The following is an 18129-nucleotide window of genomic DNA, read 5'->3' on the forward strand; positions in this document are numbered from 1 at the left end:
CGGAGATTGTTTCGGCGCCGCGCTTCTCGCAATGATGGGAGAGGGGTGAGGCCGTGGCCGACGGAACGCCCCGCGCGCCCGTCGCTTCGCAGGCCTCGGCGGCCGACCGCCTCTATATCATCGATGCCCGCAACCGGGTGGAGCGGCGCATCCTGCTCGACTGGGTCCACGCGACCGCCGGGGATCTGGGGGGCGAAGGCGCGCCGCGCTGGGTCAGTCTGGCGATCGCCGACGGCGACGAGGCGCTCGACCTCGATCCCCTTCGCGCCGGGCTGGCAGGCGGTCCGGCGCGCGAGGTGGTGCCGCTGCGCGTCGCGTGGCGCATCCCCGGCTTCGACCGCGACCGCGCGCTCAAATTCCGCCATCTGATCTTCGGCGACCCGCGCCAGCCGGGGCCGCTGCGCGCGCGCTTCATCCTGTGGCGCGACCGGCGCCGCGCGCAGATACTGGTCGGCGAGGCGGCGACGCAGGGCGCGCTCCAGGCGCGTTTTCTGTCGCAGACCGGCGGCGGCGACGGGTGCGAATCGGGCGGCGCCGAGTTCGCGGGCTTCGTCGCGCGGCAGGCGGGACTCGCGCTCGACGTCGCCGAACGCGGCATCCGCGGCAGCCGCTACAAGGTGCCGCGCTTCGTCGCCGACAGCCTGCGCACCAGCCCGCAATTCCGCGCCGCGCTCGCCGACCTCGCGCAGCAGCTCGGCCGTCCCGTCGCCGACCTCTATCGCGAGGCACGGCCGCTGATGAAGGAGGTGATCGCCACCCCCGGCGCGCTGTTCCTCGATCTGCGCGCGCGGCTCGATCGCATGATGTTCGGCGGCTACGCGCCCGAAATGGAGGTCGACGCGGCCGAACTGGCGAAGCTGCGCTCGGTGCTGCGCGAACATCCGACCTGCATCCTGTTCACGCACAAGACCTATATCGACGGCGCGACGCCCAGCCGCCTGACCTATGAAAACGACATGCCGATGCTCCACAGTTTCGGCGGCGCCAACCTCGACTTCGCGGTGATGGGCACCTTCTTCCGCCGCTCGGGGATCATCTTCATCCGTCGCAGTTTTCAGGACCAGCCGGTCTACAAGCTGGTCCTGCGCCACTATATCGCGTGGCTTCTCGCCAAGCGCTTCCCGCTGTCCTGGGCTTTCGAGGGGACGCGGTCGCGGCTCGGCAAGCTGATGCCGCCCAAATATGGGCTGATGAAATATGTCCTCGACGCGGCGCATGCGACGGGGACGCGCGGCGTCCATTTCGTTCCCTTCGTCACCAGCTTCGACCTGATCCGCGACGTCGAGGAATATGCCGCCGAACAGGCCGGGCGCGTCAAGAAGCCCGAATCGCTCAGTTGGTTCCTCGGCTATCTGAAAAGCCTGAAGCAGCCGTCCGGCCGTATCCGGATCGACCTTGGCGATCCAATCGTGATCGACGCGGCGCCCGGGCCGGACGACAAGCGCGCGCTCGAGACCATCGCCTTCGCTGTCGCGGTCGAGGCGAACCGGGTGACGCCGCTGACCGTGACATCGGTGATGTGCCTGATGCTGCTGGGCGCCGCACCGCGCGGCGCGACCGCCGGAGAGGTGCTGGCGGGCATCGCCGCCGTCACCGCCTGGGCGCGGGCGCGCGGCATCCGCCTCAGCAAGGAGCTTGAAACCGGCGACGAGGCGGCGCTTTCGGCCACCGTCGACACGCTCGTCGCCAGCGGCCTCCTTGCCCGCTACGAGGCGGGGAGCGAGAATGTCTATTCGATCGACCCCGCCCGGCATCCGATGGCGAGCTATTACCGCAACATCATCGCGCACCACTTCCTCGACCGTGCGATGATCGAACTGGCGCTGTTCCAGCTCCGCGATGCCGACAGCCGCGATTCGACCGAGGCTTTCTGGGCCCGGGTCGACCGGCTGCGCGATCTGTTCAAGTTCGAATTCTTCTATCCGCCGCGCGACGAGCATCGCGCCGCGATCGAGGCCGAACTCGCGCGCATCGACCCCGCCTGGGCGAAGCGGCTGGCGAACGGCGACCGCGGCGTCGCGCAGCTCATCCGGCGCTGCCAGCCACTGGTCGGCCACGCGATCCTGCTGCCTTTCGCCGAAGCCTATTCGGTCGTCTCCGACATTCTCGCCCGCGCCCGTCCGGGCGACACGGTCGATGAAAAGGCGCTGATCGATACCGCCCTCGCCGAAGGCCGGCAGGCCTGGCTGCTGCGCCGGATCAGCAGCCAGGCGGCGATCGGCAAGCTGCTTTTCGCCAACGGCCTCTCGCTGATGCGCCACATGGGACTGGCTGGCCCCGCCACCCCCGACAGCCTCGGCGCGCGCCGCGCGCTGCTCGCGGAACTGCGCGGTCTCGCCAACGTCATGGAATCGATGCGCCTCGCGACGCTGGCGCTCGCCGACCGGCTGCCGGCTGCGGGAGAATGACGGTGGGTTATTCAACTTCGTCATTGCGAGCGGAGCGAAGCCATCCAGAGCGGTTTACGCGGGCTCTGGATTGCCGCGTCGCCTTCGGCTCCTCGCAATGACGATGGTTTAGGAGGAAGTGATGCTTAAGCAACTCAGCGCGCAGGACGCCCAGTTCCTCTACACGCAGACCGCGAACAATCTGACGCATATCATGGGGGTCTATATCTACGACCCCTCGACCGCGCCGGGCGGCTTCGTGCGATTCAAGGACATCATCCGCCACGTCGAATCCCGCGTCGACACCTCGCCGCTGTTCAAGCGCCGGCTGCACCGGCTGCCCTTCGACCTCGACCATCCCTATTGGGTCGAGGATGAGCACTTCGACATAGAAGCGCACATCAGCCACGCACGCCTGCCCGAGCCCGGCGACTGGCGCCAGTTCTGCATCGCGGTCGCGCGCTATCATTCGAAGCCGATGGACATGAACCGGCCGCTCTGGGACATCTACGTGATCGAGGGGCTCGACCGCATCCCCGGCATCCCGAAGGGCAGCTTCGCGATGCTGCACCGCGTCCATCATGCCGCGGTCGACGGCGCATCGGGCGCCCACGCCTTCATCGCGATGAGCGACATCGACGCGAAGGGCACCCCCGCGATCGCCGAGCCGCCGCCGGTCGAGGACCTCGGCCAGGCGCCGTCGGGGGCGGAGGCGGCGGCGCGCGCGTGGGCGGCATCGCTGCAATCGCCGGTCAAGTTCATGAACGCGCTGATGAAGATGTCACCGGCGATCATGGCCTCGGCGCGCAAGTCGATCAGCGAGGGCGGGATGGCCGCGGGCGTCCCCGAAACGCGCTTCAACGTCGCGGTCGGCCCGCACAAGATGTTCGACGGCACCACCGTCGCGCTCGCCGATGTCGGGGCGGTGCGCCGCAAGGTGCCCGGCGCGACGGTCAACGACGTCGTCATCGCGACCGTCGGCGGCGCGCTTCGCAAATATCTGGACCGGCACGGCGAACTGCCGAAGGAAAGCCTCGTCGCGGTCGCGCCGATCAACCTGCGCGGCAAGGAGAAGGCGGCGGGAAAGGCCTCGACCCCGGGCAACCAGGTTTCGGCGATGAGCGTTCCGGTGCGAACCGACATCGCCGATCCGCTCGAACGGCTCGCCGCGATCCGCGACTATACGGTTGAGGCGAAGGAGGCGAAGGCCGGGGTCAGCGCGCGACTGATGACCGACCTGTCGCAGCATATCCCCGGCGCGACGATGGCGGCGGTCGCGCGCATCGTGACCAGCGAGCGCTTCGCGGTGCGCGGCACCAACCTGTTCATCTCGAACGTCCCCGGCGCGCAGGTGCCGCTCTATCTCGCCGGGGCGCAGCTCGTGCAGCAGCACGGCCTCGCGCCGCTCGCCAACAACATGGGGCTGTTCATCGCGACGCCGAGCTACAACGGCCGCATCGCCTTCTCGATCATCTCCGAACGCGCGATTCTGCCCGACATCGCCTTCTTCCGCCAATGCATCGACGACAGCTTCGCCGAACTGATGGCGGCGGAGCCCGCGGCGGAGAAGCCGAAGGCCGCTACGGCAAGGCCGAAGGCGCCGGCGCGGCCCAGGGCAAAGGCCAAGGCCCCCGCGAAAGGCCGGGCGAAATCGGTTGCCAAAGGCAACGCGACCGGCAAGACTCGCAAGAAATAGCCGACGCAGGACCAGATATGCTCTTTACCCCGACGCTCAGTGCCGACCGTGACCTCGCGACCGCCGCCGATTATCGCCAATGGTCGCAGGCCGCGCAGGAGCATGACCGCAAGTCGGGGGCGCTGGCGTGGCGCAACGCCGACGAAAGCGGCAATTTCGACTATCGCGCGATCCGCGCCCGGCTCGAAAGGCTGCAGGCGCTGTCGGCGGCGAACGACGTAAAAGGGCTGCTCTTCGTCCTCAACGAGGGCATCCACGGCAACATCGACGGCATGGGGCACGAACGCCTCTATCAGAAATCGCGCTTCGGCACGAAGCGGCTGATCGAGGATTATATCGCCGCTGTCGTGTCCGCGCTCGACCGGATCGCCGCCTCGCGCGCGATCCCGCGCGACGAAAAGCGCGATTTCTTCCGCCGCGCTCAGCATTGCTACGGCCGCTCGGCGCTGCTGCTGTCGGGGTCGGGCGCCTTCCTCTATTTCCACGTCGGCGTCGTGCGCGCGCTGTGGTCGGAGGGCGTGCTGCCGAACATCCTCGCCGGGTCGAGCGGCGGCTCGATCGTCGCCGCGATCATCTGCACGCGCAAGGATGCGGAGATCGGGCCCTTCCTGGAAGGCGACAGCCTCGCCAACCCCGACCGCGACCCCGAACTGCGCCGGCTGGCCGCCGACGAGGTGCGCGACCGGCTCGCCGCACTGATCCCCGACCTGACCTTCCAGCAGGCGTTCGAGATCAGCGGCCGTCACCTCAACGTCTCGGTCGCGCCGGCCGAGAAACATCAGAACGGCCGCCTGCTCAACGCGATCACCGCGCCCAACGTGCTGATCCGCGAGGCGGTGCTCGCCTCGTGCGCGGTGCCGGGGGTGTTTCCGCCGGTGACGCTGATGGCGCGCGACGACCGGGGCGAGCGCGTGCCCTATCAGCCCGACCGGCGCTGGGTCGACGGGTCGGTGACGCACGATATTCCGACCAAGCGGCTCGAACGCCTCTATGGCGTCAACCACCATATCGTCAGCCAGGCGAACCCGCTCGCGCTGCCCTTTGCGACCGACACGCGCAAGCAGATGGCGCCGATCGAGGCGATCCAGCACGCGTCGATGATGACCTTCAAGGCGTGGCTCAACGCCAATATGGTGATCTTCCAGAAGCCGCTCGAACTGCTGCCGCCGCTCAACAGCCTCGCCAACATGGCGCGTTCGGTGATCAATCAGGAATATACCGGCGACATCAACATCATCCGCCCGCCCAAATTCTGGTCGCCGACCAAGATATTGAGCGACCTCGACCAGGCAGAGATCGACGAACTGATCGACACCGGCCAGCGCGCCGCCTGGCCGAAGATCGAGATGGTGCGCACCCAGACCGCGATCAGCCGCGCGCTCGATGCGATCCTCGCGCGGATCGACAAGAGCGGCGACGACGGTCCCGGCCATCGCGCCTCGGCGCTCAAGCAGCCGGTGCGCTGACATGGCGGCGGTGACGCTGCCGGCGGCGTCCGCGGCGGCGGGCGCCCGGCTGCACGTCACCGACTGGCTGCCCGCCGCACCGCCGAAGGCGGTCGTGCTGCTCGCCCACGGCTATGCCGAGCATGCGGGACGTTACGAGCATGTCGCGCGGCGGCTGAACGCCGCCGGCTATGCGGTCGAGGCCGTCGATCACTGGGGCCACGGCCGGTCGGACGGCGAGGGCGGTTTCGTGCCGCGCTTCTCCGCCTATCTCGACGGCATGACCGAACTGCTGGCGCGCGTCGAGGCAGAGCATCCGGGCGTGCCGCGCCTGCTCCTCGGCCACAGCATGGGCGGGCTGATCGCGACGCTGTTCCTGATCGAGCGGCAGGACGCGTTCGCCGCCGCCGCGCTCTCCGGCCCCGCGATCATGCCCGCCGCGCCGCCGTCGCGCGTCACGGTCGCGCTCAGCCGCTTCCTGTCGCGTTTCTTTCCGCGCCTCGGCGTGCTGGCGCTCGACGCGAACGGCGTCAGCCGCGATCCGGTGGTGGTGGCCGCCTATCTCGCCGATCCGCTCGTCTACACCGGCAAGATCGGCGCGCGGCTCGGCAAGGAACTGATGGACGCGATGGCGGCCGCGCAGGCGGGCGCCGCCCGGATCGCGCTGCCGATCCTGTTCCAGCACGGCGACGCCGACAGCCTCGCCGCACCCGAAGGCTCGCGCTATCTGTTCGATCATGTGTCGTCGGCGGACAAGCTGCTGAAAATCTATCCCGGCCTGTTCCACGAAATCTATAACGAGCCCGAACGCGACGCGGTGCTCGACGAGTTGATCGGCTGGTTCGACGCGCATGTGGGGGCTCGATAAGCCCTTTCCCCGCCCGGCAGGGGCCAAGGAGACGCCATGAAAATCCTTCTCATCCTCGTCTTCGCACCGCTGATCGCGCTGGCGCTGCTCTATTTCCTCTTTCCCGGCCGCCTCGTCGCGCTCGGCCGCTGGCTGCTGCGACGCCGCGGCGGCACGGTGCAGAAAAGCGTCACCGTCGAGGGCCGTGCCTGGCCCTATCTGGAGGGGGGCGACCCGGCGAAGCCGACGCTGCTGCTCGTCCACGGCTTTTCGGGGGACAAGGACAATTGGTCGTTCCTCGCGCCCTATCTGACGCGCGACTATCATGTCGTCGCGCCCGACCTGCCGGGCTTCGGAGAGAATGAGCGCAACCCGGCGCTCGCCTACGACATCGCGGCGCAGACCGCGCGGTTGAAGGCCTTCGCCGATGCGCTGGGCCTGGAGCGACCGCATATCGCGGGCAACAGCATGGGCGGGTGGATCGCGCTGCGCTATGCGCTCGACTATCCCGACGCGCTCGCCAGCCTGATCCTGCTCGACAATGCCGGGGTCAACGGCACGAACGAGAGCGACCTTCAGAAACAGGCCGCGAACGAAGATTACAACCCGCTCGTTCTCGCCAGTCTGGAGGACGCCGACCGGCTGGTGGCGATGGTCGTCCACAAGCCGCCCCATATCCCCCGGCGGCTCAAGCCTGTCCTCTACGCCGACGCGCTCCGCTACCGCGACCAGCTCGACGCCGCCTTCTGGGTGATCGCGACCGAGATGCGCGACCATCCGCTCAACGACCGCCTCGGCGAGGTGAAGGTGCCGACGCTCATCATCTGGGGCCGCCACGACCGGCTGATCGACGTGAGCTGCGTCGCCGAACTCGAACGCGGCATCGCGGGCAGCCGCAGCCATGTCTTCGAGCATGTCGGTCATGTCCCGATGGTCGAGGATCCCAAGGCGACCGCCGCGGTGATGCGGGAGTTTCTTGCCAAGCCCTGAAACGCGCGCCACTCTCTTCCCGAACAGGGGAGGGGAGAGGCACATGCGCCTGAAGGTGGGGCTGCTCGGCGGGGGAAGCTGGGGGACGACGGTCGCGTCGCTGGTGTCGCGCAACGCGCCGATCACCCTGTGGGCGCGCGACGCCGAAACGGTCGACGGCATCAACCGCGATCGCGAGAATCGCAAATATCTTCCCGGCATCAAGCTGCCCCCGGCGCTCCGCGCCACCGCCGATCTGGGCGAGGCGGTGGCGGGCGCCGACGTGCTGGTGATGGGCGTTCCCTCGCACAGCTTCCGCGCGGTGCTGGAGGAGGCGCGCCGGCATTTGCGCCCGTGGGTGCCGGTGATCAGCCTGACCAAGGGGCTCGAACTCGCGTCGGGCAAGCGGATGACCGAGCTGATCGAGGAGGTGCTGCCCGGTCACCCGGTCGGCGTCCTCACCGGTCCCAATCTGGCGCGCGAGATCATGAGCGGGCAGGCGGCGGCGAGCGTCCTGTCGATGGCGGACGAGATCGTCGTCCGCGCGCTCCAGCCCGTTTTCCATTCGGGTCTGTTCCGCGTCTACACCAACACCGACCTGCTGGGCTGCGAACTGGGCGGGGTGCTCAAGAATATCGTCGCGATCGCGGTCGGCATGGGCGACGGGCTGGGGGCGGGCGACAATACCCGCGCCGGGCTGATGACGCGCGGGCTGGCGGAGATCACGCGGCTGGGTGTCGCGATCGGCGGGCGGGCGGAAACCTTCGCCGGCCTCACCGGCATGGGCGACCTGATCGCCACCTGCACCAGCCCGCTGTCGCGCAACCGCCATGTCGGCGTCGAACTGGGCAAGGGGCGGCCGATCGACGCGATCATCGCCGACATGCACATGGTCGCAGAGGGTGTGAAGAGCGCGCCGACCGTCATGGCGCTCGCCGACCGCCACGGCATCGCAATGCCGATCGCGCGCGACGTGTCCGACGTGACGCAGGGTCGGCGGACCGCGATGGAGGTGTTCCGCGGCCTGCTGAAATCGACCGTCGGCGACGAGGCGCATCCGGGCTGACGGGCTTTTCGTCACCTGCGAGCGGCGAAGCCGCGCGGCAATCCAGAGTGCGCGGTGCCCCCCTCCCCCGGATTGCTTCGCTTCGCTCGCAATGACGCAAATCGGTCTAATCCGTGGAAGGTGTGTCCCCGCGCAGGCGGGGACCCAGAGCGGCATGGCGCCGGCCTTGGCTTCATCCGCCCTGGGCTCCCGCCTACGCGGGAGCGCCCGGCTTATTCAAACCCGGATGATCCCGTTTCACACCCCGCCCTCGGCCAGCAGCGCCTTCGCTTCCTGGCCCTGCCAGTCGATCGCGCCGATCACCCGCCACAGCTCGCGCCCCTGCGCGTCATAGAGGATCGAGGTCGGCAGCGCGCTGCCCGCCGCGTCGAGCAGGCCGTTCTGCGGGTCGACATAGGGTTGCAGTGCGTTCAGCTTCGCCTTCTGGAACCAGGGGGCGACGATCTCTGCGCCCTGCAGGTCTTGCGCGACCGCGATTACGGCCAGCCGGTCGCCGCGCTCCGCGGCCAGCGCGTCGAGCGTCGGCATCTCGGCGACGCACGGCGCACACCACGTCGCCCACAGGTTGACGAGCAGCGGACGCCCGCGGAACGCCGCCAGCGTCACCGGCGCGTCGTCGGGACCGCGGAAGGTCGCGGTCGGCGCCGCCTTGCCCGCCTGGCCGCGATCGACCTGATGCACGAAGTGCGCGGCGCCCGCCGCCGCTTCGCCTGCCGAAACATTTGCTTGCGGCGTCGCCGCTTGCTCCGCGCCGGGCTTTTCCCTATCGCAGCCCGCGACCGCCCCCGCGAGCAGCAGGGCGATCAGCACGGTTTTCGGATCTGGGACGCGGCGAATGGCGGATTCTCCCGATAAGAGCAGCATGTGGGGTGGCCGCTTCGGTGGCGGACCCGCCGCGGTCATGCAAGAGATAAACGCTTCGATCCCCGTCGACAAACGCTTGTGGGAAGAAGACATCGCCGCGAGCCGTGCGCACGCCGCGATGCTGGGCGCGCAGGGGATCATCGCCGCCGCCGACGCCGCGACGATCGACGCCGGGCTCGCCCAGATCGCCGGGGAATTCGCGGCGGGCGGCGTGCCGGTCGACCTCGCGCTCGAGGATATCCACATGACCGTCGAATCGCGGCTGAAGGAGCTGGTCGGCGAGCCCGCAGGGCGCCTCCACACCGCGCGCTCGCGCAACGATCAGGTCGCGACCGATTTCCGCCTGTGGGTCCGTACCGCCTGCGACCGTATCGACGCGGGACTGAAGGCGCTTCAGGCCGCGCTGCTCGCCCGCGCCGACGAGCATGCCGACAGCATCATGCCCGGCTTCACCCATTTGCAGGTCGCGCAGCCGGTGACGCTCGGCCACCATCTGCTCGCCTATGTCGCGATGTTCGGCCGCGACCGGGGCCGTTTTGCCGACGCGCGCGCGCGGCTCAACGAATCGCCGCTCGGCGCCGCCGCGCTCGCGGGCACCGGCTTCCCGGTCGATCGCCATGCCACCGCAGCCGCGCTCGGCTTCGATCGGCCGATGGCGAACAGCATCGACGCGGTGTCCGACCGCGACTTCGCGCTCGAATATTGCGCCGCCGCCTCGATCGCCGCGATCCACCTGTCGCGCCTTGCGGAGGAGGTGGTGATCTGGGCGAGCCAGCCCTTCGGCTTCGTGTCCTTGCCCGACGCCTGGTCGACCGGCAGTTCGATCATGCCGCAAAAGCGCAACCCCGACGCCGCCGAACTGGTGCGCGGCCGCGCCGGGATGCTGCTCGGCGCCTTCCAGCGGCTCGCGGTGATCGTCAAGGGGCTGCCGCTCACCTATTCGAAGGACCTTCAGGACGACAAGGAGACGGTGTTCGGCGCCTTCGACGCGCTCGCGCTGTCGCTTGCGGCGATGACCGGCATGGTCGAAACGCTCGCCTTCCGCACCGACCGGATGCGCGCGCTCGCCGCCTCGGGCTTCTCGACCGCGACCGACCTCGCCGACTGGCTGGTGCGCGAGGCGGGGGTGCCGTTCCGCGAAGCGCACCATATCGTTGGCGCCTGCGTGAAACGATCCGAGGAGCTCGGCGTTGAGCTTTCGGCGTTGCCGGCCGACGAAGCGGCGACGATCCATGCCGCGGTGACCCCGGCGGCGCTCGCTGCGCTCACCGTCGAGGCGTCGGTCGCCAGCCGCGCCAGCTATGGCGGCACCGCGCCCGAGCGGGTAAGAGAAGCCGTCGCGGCCGCCCGCGCCGCGCTGGAGGATTAGGATGACGGCACAGCGTTCCATCATCGCGGCCGCACTGGCCGGCGTCGCGCTTGCCGCGGCGCTTGGCGCGTGCGGCAAGAAGGAAGATTTGAAGCCGGTCGCCGGCCAGCCGCCCGCCGCCCTGCCGGTCGGGGCGACGCGGGCGCCCACCACGCAGGAGCTGACGACGCCTGACGCGCAGGCCAAACCCGCGCGCAGCGACGAACTTCTCAAACGCTCCGAACAACGCGAACCCGACGATTTCGACCTTCCGCCCCCGGGCTGAGTTCAGAATCTTCCCTTGCAGTCCGTTCGTGTCGAGCGAAGTCGAGACACCCATCGGCCTCGGGCCGTTCGTCGGGGGCATCTCGACTTCGCTCGATGCGAACGGGGAAGGGAAGCTACCCAAGGATCTTCCAGATGGACCATTTTCAATATCGTGACGGCGTCCTCCACGCCGAGGACATTCCCCTGCCGCGCATCGCCGAGGAGATCGGCACCCCCGTCTATGTCTATTCGCGCGCGACGCTCGAGCGCCATGCGCAGGTGTTCCGCGACGCGTTGAAGGACGTGCCGAAGAAGCACATCGCCTTCGCGATCAAGTGCAACCCCAACCTCGGCGTGCTGCGCGTCCTCGCGCGGCAGGGCTATGGCGCCGACGTCGTGTCGGGCGGCGAGCTCGAACGCGCGATCGCCGCGGGCATGGCGGCGGAGGACATCGTCTTTTCGGGCGTCGGCAAGACGCGCGCCGAGCTGGCGCTCGGGCTCGACCGCGGGATCGGCCAGTTCAACATCGAGCATGAAGCCGAAGGCGTCGCGCTGGCCCAGATCGCGCTGGCGAAGGAAATGACCGCGCGCGCGGTGCTGCGCGTCAACCCCGACGTCGACGCCGGCACCCACGCCAAGATTTCGACCGGCAAGGCCGAGAACAAGTTCGGCGTCGGCATCGACGTCGCGCCGGAGATATTCGGCCGACTCGCGGGCCTTCCGGGGCTTCAGATGCGCGGTATCGCGCTCCACATCGGCAGCCAGCTCACCAGCCTCGACCCGCTCGAAGCGGCGTTCGAGCGCGCCGGCCGCCTTGTTGCCGACCTGCGCGCGGCGGGGCACAGCATCACCCACGTCGACCTCGGCGGCGGTCTCGGCGTGCCCTATCGCCCCGACGACAATCCGCCGAGCCCGGCCGAATATGGCGCGATGGTCGCGCGCGTAACCAAGGACTGGGACGTCACCCTGCTGTTCGAGCCCGGCCGCGTGATTGCGGGCAACACCGGCGTGCTGCTGACCGAGGTGCTGTGGGTCAAGCCCGGCGCGACCAATCCCTTCGTGATCGTCGATGCCGCGATGAACGACCTTGCACGCCCGGCGCTCTACGATGCGTATCATGATTTCGTCGCGGTGAAGCCGACCGGGGACAAGATGACCGCGTCGATCGTCGGCCCGGTGTGCGAGACCGGCGACACCTTCGCGCGCGACCGGTTGGTCGACGCGGTGGAGGCGGGCGACCTCGCCGTCTTCCGCACCGCCGGCGCCTATGGCGCGACGATGGCCTCGACCTACAACAGCCGCAGCCTCGTGCCCGAGGTGCTGGTGGACGGCGACCGCTACATCGTCGTCGCCGACCGCATCGCCGCAGGGACGATCATGGCCGCCGAGCGCGTGCCGGACTGGATCGACTGATCCTCCCCGAAACGGGGAGGGGGATCATGCGCAGCATGGTGGAGGGGCACAGGCGGTCTGCCTTGCTGTCGAGAGGAAATATTTGGTCGCACCTGCCCCTCCACCACCTTCGGTGGTCCCCCTCCCCCTGCGGGGGAGGATTTGCTAGATAGTCCCCCATGCGCCAGCTCCCCATCTTCCTGAACCTTTCCGGCCGCACGGTCGTGCTGGTCGGGGAAGGCGAGGCGGCCGATGCCAAGGCGCGGCTGATCGCGCGCGCCGGGGGTCGGGTCGTCCCGGCTTGGGAAGCGGGCGCGACGATCGCTTTCGTTGCGCTCGAAGAAGGCGCCGAAACTGTTGCCGCCGACCTTCGCGCCCGCGGCCTGCTCGTCAATGTCGTCGACCGTCCCGATCTGTGCGACTTCACCACCCCCGCGATCGTCGACCGCGCGCCGGTCACCATCGCGGTCGGCACCGGCGGCGCTTCGGCGGGTCTCGCCAAGGCGGTGCGCCAGCGTATCGAGGCGCTGCTCCCCGCGCGTCTTGGCGCGCTCGCGGCTGCGCTCCACGCCGCGCGCGGCGCGATGAAGGCGCGCTGGCCCGCCGCCGCCGACCGCCGCCGCGCGATCGACGCCGCGCTGGCGCCGGGCGGCGCGCTCGACCCGCTCGATGCCGATGCGGCGGATCGGGTCGAGGCGTGGCTCGCGGTGCCGCAGGCCGCCGCTGCGCCGCGGCTCGAAACCATTCGCCTGACCGGCGCCGATCCCGACGAGCTGACGCTGCGCGCGGCGCGCCTGCTGGGCGAGGCCGACCATGTCTTTCACGACCCGGCGGTTCCGTCCGCCATCCTCGACCGCGCGCGCGCCGATGCCGTGCGCCACCCCGCCGACGCGCCGCCTGCCGCGCCGCCGCCGGGCCTGTCGCTGTGGATCGCCGCGGCGCCGTAAAACGCTACCTTAAAATAAGTTAACTGGCTCCCGCGGCCCGGTTTCCTAAGCCTTGTCGTGCGGCAGACGCGCCGCCTGCAACAGGGAGGGACATATGGGGGTAGAGGCCATCGACATCGACAGCATCCCGCTGCTCGACACCGCCGTCGGGCTGTTCGGATCGCTGGCGCCGATGCAATCGACGCCCGGATCGTCGGTGTTCGAAGTCACCGTCACCGTCGTCCTGATCATCTACGACTGAGCGCCTGCGCGCGGCGGCGCCGTCTTTCCCGCGCCGCCGCGCGCCCTTTCCGCATGGACCACGGCACGATGCCGCGCTCGCGGCACGATCATTTCCCGCGCCGCGACGAAGCGCGCCGCCGGCGCCGCCACGCCGCCGCGAGCGCACTCGACGCGGCGTGGCGCGCGGGCGACCTCGCCCCGGACGGCCTGCTCGCGGCGATGCGGGCGCAGGAGGCAGCGACGCCCGAAGCCGCGATCGCGGCGCTGGCCCCGTGGCTTGCCGACATCGACTGGCTGCGCGCGCGCCTCGGCGAGGCGCTGGGCCTGCTTGCCGCCGACGCTTTCGCGCGCCCGCCGCTGCGCCCGGTCGGCGGCGGCGCGCTCGGCGGGCTGCTGCTCGCCGAAGCGGGCGCGATCCGGCTGACGCTGCTGCTCCGCCCCTTCGATGCCGCCGCGCACGAAGGGGCGCCGACCGCGCTGTTCGTCCCCGGCCGTTCGGTGACGCGCATCCTCGCGGACGGCGGCGCGATGCTCCGCTTCCACCGCGTCGCGGTCAGCGCCGCAGAGGAAGCGGGCGCCTTCACCGCCGCCGGAGCGAGTCCTTGCCGTAGCACCGACCCGCGGCCGTTGCGCGCGGGGGAGACGATCCGGCTCGATTCGGCGCGCGAGACCTTCGGCCTCAGCGGCGGCAGCGGTGACGTGCTGATGCTCCAGCTTGCGATCCAGCCGCCGTCGCCCCTGCCGATCCGCGCCTATGACGTCGCGAGCGGCCGGCTCGCTCATGTCTCCGCCTCGCGCCGCGACAGCAGCTTTCGCCAGATGGCGCTCGCGCTGCTTCGTGCGATGCACCGCACCGACGCCGCGCCGCTCTTCGCCGCCGAAGCCGCCAGCGAGGATTTCGCCGCGCGCTGGAACGCGATGCGCGAACTGATCGCGCTCGACCCCGACGCCCCGCGCGCGCCGCTCGCGCGCATGGCCGCCGCCGACCCGCACCCGGAGGTCCGTGCCGCTGCCGCCGCGACGCTGGCACTCTATCCATCCCCTCCCGCAAGCGGGAGGGGCAGCGAGGCTCGCGAACTTGTTCGCTAGCCGCAGCGGGGTGGGTCGGTGCGCCGCGGAAAGCCCAGCCCCAACTCCTCCCGGAAGCGGGAGGCGAGCAGGAGAATATCATGCCGCGCCCGATCGTCCCGCCCGCCGCGCCCGAATATGATCTGGAGGAGGTGGCGGCGCGCCTCGACGAGGCCGGCGTCGATCTCGGTGACGAGGACAGCCTCGCCCGCTGCGCGGTGCTTCTCGCGGGTTTGGCGAACAACCGCGATTTCCTTGCCGATCGCGTGGTCGCCGAACTCAAGGCGAGCTACCGCGACCAACTCGAGGCGAACCGCTATTCGGCGCAGGTCTTCCTGCTCCATCGCAGCCGCTGCGGCTATTTCATCCGCGCCAACATGTGGCCGGCCGAGCGCGACGCCGCCTATGCCGCCAGCGGCGCCGCCGCCTTCGCCTACGGCCTGCCGCACGACCATAATTTCTCGTTCCTGACTGTCGGCTATTGGGGGCCGGGCTATATCAGCGACTATTATGATTATGACGCGGAGGCCGTCGACGGCCGCCTTGGTGAGCCGCTGAACCTGCGCTTCGTCGAGCGCAGCAGCCTGAGCGAAGGCACGATGATGCTCTACCGCGCCCACCGCGACATCCACAGCCAGCTCCCGCCCGAACGGCTGTCGGTCAGCCTCAACATCATGGACGAGGGCGAAGCCGTTCCGTGGCGCGACCAGTATATCGTCGATCTCGAAAGCGGCACCATCGCCCGCCGCCCGACGATTACCGCGGCGGAGATGCTGCTGCGCTGCGCGGTCCACCTGACCGACGAGGGCAAGGACATCGCCGACCATTTCGCCGCCGCACACCCCGTCCCCCGCGTCCGCGCCACCGCGCTCGCCGCACTGGCGGCGGTGAAGGAGGGCGGGGGCAGGGCGGCGGTGCTCGAACGCGGACTGCGCGATAAGGACGCGCGGGTGCGTGACGATTGCGCGCGCTGGCTGGCCGGATGATCCCCGCCGGACGACGGCCCGTAAAAGCCGCCTTTCCTATATTACCCTGCTATGCCGGCCTCCCGCCGTCACGCCTGCTGACAGCGCCCTCAACCCCTGCTAACGGGCGGCGCCATGACAACGCCCCTTTCGCATATCCGCAACTTCTCGATCATCGCGCACATCGACCATGGCAAGTCGACGCTCGCCGACCGGCTGATCCAGTTCACCGGCGGCCTCACCGAGCGCGAGATGTCGGCGCAGGTGCTCGACAATATGGACATCGAGAAGGAACGCGGCATCACCATCAAGGCGCAGACCGTGCGCCTGTCGTACAAGGCCCACGACGGCGAAACCTATCAGCTCAACCTGATGGACACGCCGGGCCACGTCGATTTCGCCTATGAGGTGTCGCGGTCGCTCGCCGCCTGCGAGGGCGCGCTGCTCGTCGTCGATGCGGCGCAGGGGGTGGAGGCGCAGACGCTCGCCAACGTCTACCAGTCGATCGAGCATGATCACGAGATCGTCCCGGTCATCAACAAGATCGACCTGCCCGCCGCCGACGTCGACAAGGTGAAGGCGGAGATCGAGGACATCATCGGGCTGCCCGCCGACGACGCGGTGCTCGCCAGCGCCAAATCGGGGATCGGCATCGAGGACGCGCTCGAGGCGATCGTCGCGAAGATTCCCCCGCCGAAGGGCGACCCCGCCGCGCCGCTGGTCGCAATGCTCGTCGACAGCTGGTACGACCCCTATCTGGGCGTCGTCATCCTCGTCCGCGTCGTCGACGGCGTGCTGAGGAAGGGCCAGCAGATCAAGTTCATGCAGGCGGGCACCACCCACCTGATCGACCGCGTCGGCTGCTTCACCCCGAAGCGGCAGGACCTGACCGAGATCGGTCCCGGCGAGATCGGTTTCATCACCGCGCAGATCAAGGACGTCGCGCAGGCGCGCGTCGGCGACACCGTCACCGACGCGAAGAAACCCGCCGCGGCGCCGCTGGCGGGGTTCAAGGAAGTGCAGCCGGTCGTTTTCTGCGGCCTCTTCCCCACCGACGCCAACGATTTCGAGAAGCTGCGCGAAAGCATCCAGAAGCTGCGCCTCAACGACGCGTCGTTCAGCTTCGAGATGGAGACGAGCGCCGCGCTGGGCTTCGGCTTCCGCTGCGGTTTCCTCGGCCTTCTGCACCTCGAGATCATCCAGGAGCGGCTGACCCGCGAATATGACCTCGACCTGATCACCACCGCGCCGTCGGTGGTCTACAAGCTCAAGCTCACCCGGTCGAAGGAAGGCGGCCCGACCGAGATGGAGCTGCACAACCCCGCCGACATGCCCGACCCGAACCGGATCGAGGAGATCGAGGAGCCGTGGATCGAGGCGGTGATCTACGTCCCCGACGAATATCTCGGCGCGATCCTCAAGCTGTGCCAGGACCGCCGCGGCATCCAGAAGAACCTCACTTACGTGGGCGGCCGCGCGCAGATCACCTACGAACTGCCGCTCAACGAGGTGGTGTTCGACTTCTACGACCGGCTGAAGAGCATTTCGCGCGGCTATGCCAGCTTCGACTATCACCAGATCGGCCACCGCCCCGGCGACCTCGTCAAGATGAGCATCCTCGTCAACAACGAGCCGGTCGACGCGCTGTCGATGATCGTCCATCGCGGCAGTGCCGAGGCGCGCGGACGCGGCATGTGCGAGCGGCTGAAGGACCTGATCCCGCGCCACATGTTCAAGATTCCGATCCAGGCGGCGATCGGCGGCAAGGTGATCGCCCGCGAAACCATCGCCGCGCTGCGCAAGGACGTGACCGCCAAATGCTATGGCGGCGACGCGACCCGCAAGAAGAAGCTCCTCGAAAAACAGAAGGAGGGGAAGAAGCGGATGCGCGAATATGGCAACGTCAACATCCCGCAGGAGGCGTTCATCGCCGCGCTGCGGATGGGCGACGACGCCTGAGGCTGGCCATCGCCGCCGCGGCGGGTTAGCTTCGCGCTTCCGCAGCGACGGAAGGACAGGCGATGGAGCAGGCCCGGGCAAGGCCGATCGACAATATCGTCGTGTGCAGCCGGCTCACCGACGGGACGGCGGTGTGTCTGCGCACGATCACGCCCGACGATGCCGACCTGCTGCGGCAGGGGATCGCGAAGCTGTCGGCGGAGGCGCGCTATCTGCGCTTCTTCTCGCCGGCGCCGACGATGCCCGACGCGGTGGTCGAACGGCTCGCCGACGTCGACGGGCACGATCACATCGCCTGGGGCGCCATCTGCACCGAATGCGAGGGCGAGCCGGCGATCGGCGCGGTGCACGCGGTGCGGCATCACAGCGACGGGCGCGTCGGCGAGTATTCGATCGCGGTGCTCGACGCCTTTCACGGGCTGGGGCTGGCGCGGATGATGACCGCGGCGCTGCTCGTCGACTGTCTCGCGGCCGGGCTGACGACGCTCGACATCCATATCCTGTCGCACAACCGCGCGGCGGCCCGGCTGATCACCGCGATGGGCGCGCGCCGCAAGCTCGAATCGGCGGGGGTCGCCGACTATGAACTCGACGTCGCGGCGGGGCTCGAATCGCTGCGGCAGGATCGGGATTTTCCAGGGGTGCAGGACGTGCTGCGCCAGCTCGGCGCGGCGTGATGCGCGCCCG

16 protein-coding genes are annotated in these 18129 nt (G+C 69.3%); 15 read left to right on the top strand and 1 reads right to left on the bottom strand.

The genetic code is table 11. The features are described from left to right. Nucleotides 1-53: 53 nt before the first annotated feature. From ABS88_RS07285 to ABS88_RS07310, 6 genes are all read left to right on the top strand, one after another. Nucleotides 54-2408 carry a glycerol-3-phosphate 1-O-acyltransferase gene (locus ABS88_RS07285; RefSeq protein WP_076076761.1) on the top strand — a complete coding sequence of 785 codons (2355 nt, stop codon included), beginning with the start codon at nt 54-56 and terminating at the stop codon, nt 2406-2408. Between the two features lie 121 nt (nt 2409-2529). After that, nucleotides 2530-4083 (top strand): wax ester/triacylglycerol synthase family O-acyltransferase, encoded by a 1554-nt coding sequence (locus tag ABS88_RS07290; protein WP_104959846.1) that lies wholly within the window; start codon nt 2530-2532, stop codon nt 4081-4083. A gap of 17 nt (nt 4084-4100) precedes the next feature. Next, entirely contained in the window at nt 4101-5549 is a 1449-nt protein-coding gene (locus ABS88_RS07295; protein ID WP_076076759.1) for a DUF3336 domain-containing protein, read from the top strand. 1 nt (nt 5550) lies between these two features. After that, entirely contained in the window at nt 5551-6396 is an 846-nt protein-coding gene (locus ABS88_RS07300; protein ID WP_104959845.1) for an alpha/beta hydrolase, read from the top strand. 36 nt (nt 6397-6432) lie between these two features. Then, complete coding sequence (locus tag ABS88_RS07305; protein ID WP_104959844.1) at nt 6433-7365, top strand: alpha/beta fold hydrolase; 933 nt, start codon at nt 6433-6435, stop codon at nt 7363-7365. A 43-nt stretch (nt 7366-7408) separates the two neighbouring features. Then, nucleotides 7409-8410: an NAD(P)H-dependent glycerol-3-phosphate dehydrogenase gene (locus ABS88_RS07310; protein WP_067185864.1), complete on the top strand. Its 1002-nt coding sequence runs from the start codon at nt 7409-7411 to the stop codon at nt 8408-8410. Between the two features lie 237 nt (nt 8411-8647). Here ABS88_RS07310 and ABS88_RS07315 read toward each other — a convergent pair whose 3' ends face one another. Further along, complete coding sequence (locus ABS88_RS07315) at nt 8648-9214, bottom strand: TlpA family protein disulfide reductase (protein WP_076078106.1); 567 nt, start codon at nt 9212-9214, stop codon at nt 8648-8650. A 58-nt stretch (nt 9215-9272) separates the two neighbouring features. Here ABS88_RS07315 and argH point away from each other — a divergent pair, with 58 nt between their 5' ends. From argH to ABS88_RS07360, 9 genes are all read left to right on the top strand, one after another. Then, complete coding sequence (argH, locus tag ABS88_RS07320) at nt 9273-10643, top strand: argininosuccinate lyase (RefSeq protein ID WP_067111807.1); 1371 nt, start codon at nt 9273-9275, stop codon at nt 10641-10643. A 1-nt stretch (nt 10644) separates the two neighbouring features. Continuing rightward, on the top strand, nt 10645-10908 hold the full coding sequence (locus ABS88_RS07325; protein WP_067111811.1) for a hypothetical protein: 264 nt from the start codon (nt 10645-10647) through the stop codon (nt 10906-10908). A 134-nt stretch (nt 10909-11042) separates the two neighbouring features. Further along, nucleotides 11043-12302 (top strand): diaminopimelate decarboxylase, encoded by a 1260-nt coding sequence (gene lysA / locus ABS88_RS07330; protein WP_067111813.1) that lies wholly within the window; start codon nt 11043-11045, stop codon nt 12300-12302. 158 nt (nt 12303-12460) lie between these two features. After that, nucleotides 12461-13228 (top strand): precorrin-2 dehydrogenase/sirohydrochlorin ferrochelatase family protein, encoded by a 768-nt coding sequence (locus ABS88_RS07335; RefSeq protein WP_076076751.1) that lies wholly within the window; start codon nt 12461-12463, stop codon nt 13226-13228. A gap of 94 nt (nt 13229-13322) precedes the next feature. Further along, nucleotides 13323-13469 carry a hypothetical protein gene (locus ABS88_RS07340; RefSeq protein ID WP_156483142.1) on the top strand — a complete coding sequence of 49 codons (147 nt, stop codon included), beginning with the start codon at nt 13323-13325 and terminating at the stop codon, nt 13467-13469. A 68-nt stretch (nt 13470-13537) separates the two neighbouring features. Continuing rightward, nucleotides 13538-14539 carry a hypothetical protein gene (locus ABS88_RS07345; RefSeq protein ID WP_286749529.1) on the top strand — a complete coding sequence of 334 codons (1002 nt, stop codon included), beginning with the start codon at nt 13538-13540 and terminating at the stop codon, nt 14537-14539. An 80-nt stretch (nt 14540-14619) separates the two neighbouring features. Next, entirely contained in the window at nt 14620-15504 is an 885-nt protein-coding gene (locus ABS88_RS07350) for a hypothetical protein (protein WP_076076746.1), read from the top strand. Nucleotides 15505-15618: 114 nt separating this feature from the next. Further along, nucleotides 15619-17442, top strand: a complete 1824-nt coding sequence (gene lepA / locus ABS88_RS07355) for a translation elongation factor 4 (RefSeq protein ID WP_076076743.1) — start codon at nt 15619-15621, stop codon at nt 17440-17442. A gap of 62 nt (nt 17443-17504) precedes the next feature. Further along, nucleotides 17505-18119 (top strand): GNAT family N-acetyltransferase, encoded by a 615-nt coding sequence (locus ABS88_RS07360; RefSeq protein ID WP_067110287.1) that lies wholly within the window; start codon nt 17505-17507, stop codon nt 18117-18119. The last annotated feature ends 10 nt before the right edge of the window (nt 18120-18129 follow it).

Source organism: Sphingopyxis sp. SCN 67-31 (assembly GCF_001725095.1).

What these genes read in the sequence shown, in the direction of transcription:
- ABS88_RS07290 (WP_104959846.1), top strand. Translation starts at nt 2,530, where the DNA reads ATGCTTAAGCAACTCAGCGCGCAGGACGCCCAGTTCCTCTACACGCAG.
- ABS88_RS07295 (WP_076076759.1), top strand. Translation starts at nt 4,101, where the DNA reads ATGCTCTTTACCCCGACGCTCAGTGCCGACCGTGACCTCGCGACCGCC.
- ABS88_RS07300 (WP_104959845.1), top strand. Translation starts at nt 5,551, where the DNA reads ATGGCGGCGGTGACGCTGCCGGCGGCGTCCGCGGCGGCGGGCGCCCGG.
- ABS88_RS07305 (WP_104959844.1), top strand. Translation starts at nt 6,433, where the DNA reads ATGAAAATCCTTCTCATCCTCGTCTTCGCACCGCTGATCGCGCTGGCG.
- ABS88_RS07310 (WP_067185864.1), top strand. Translation starts at nt 7,409, where the DNA reads ATGCGCCTGAAGGTGGGGCTGCTCGGCGGGGGAAGCTGGGGGACGACG.
- argH (WP_067111807.1), top strand. Translation starts at nt 9,273, where the DNA reads ATGTGGGGTGGCCGCTTCGGTGGCGGACCCGCCGCGGTCATGCAAGAG.
- ABS88_RS07325 (WP_067111811.1), top strand. Translation starts at nt 10,645, where the DNA reads ATGACGGCACAGCGTTCCATCATCGCGGCCGCACTGGCCGGCGTCGCG.
- lysA (WP_067111813.1), top strand. Translation starts at nt 11,043, where the DNA reads ATGGACCATTTTCAATATCGTGACGGCGTCCTCCACGCCGAGGACATT.
- ABS88_RS07335 (WP_076076751.1), top strand. Translation starts at nt 12,461, where the DNA reads ATGCGCCAGCTCCCCATCTTCCTGAACCTTTCCGGCCGCACGGTCGTG.
- ABS88_RS07340 (WP_156483142.1), top strand. Translation starts at nt 13,323, where the DNA reads ATGGGGGTAGAGGCCATCGACATCGACAGCATCCCGCTGCTCGACACC.
- ABS88_RS07345 (WP_286749529.1), top strand. Translation starts at nt 13,538, where the DNA reads ATGCCGCGCTCGCGGCACGATCATTTCCCGCGCCGCGACGAAGCGCGC.
- ABS88_RS07350 (WP_076076746.1), top strand. Translation starts at nt 14,620, where the DNA reads ATGCCGCGCCCGATCGTCCCGCCCGCCGCGCCCGAATATGATCTGGAG.
- lepA (WP_076076743.1), top strand. Translation starts at nt 15,619, where the DNA reads ATGACAACGCCCCTTTCGCATATCCGCAACTTCTCGATCATCGCGCAC.
- ABS88_RS07360 (WP_067110287.1), top strand. Translation starts at nt 17,505, where the DNA reads ATGGAGCAGGCCCGGGCAAGGCCGATCGACAATATCGTCGTGTGCAGC.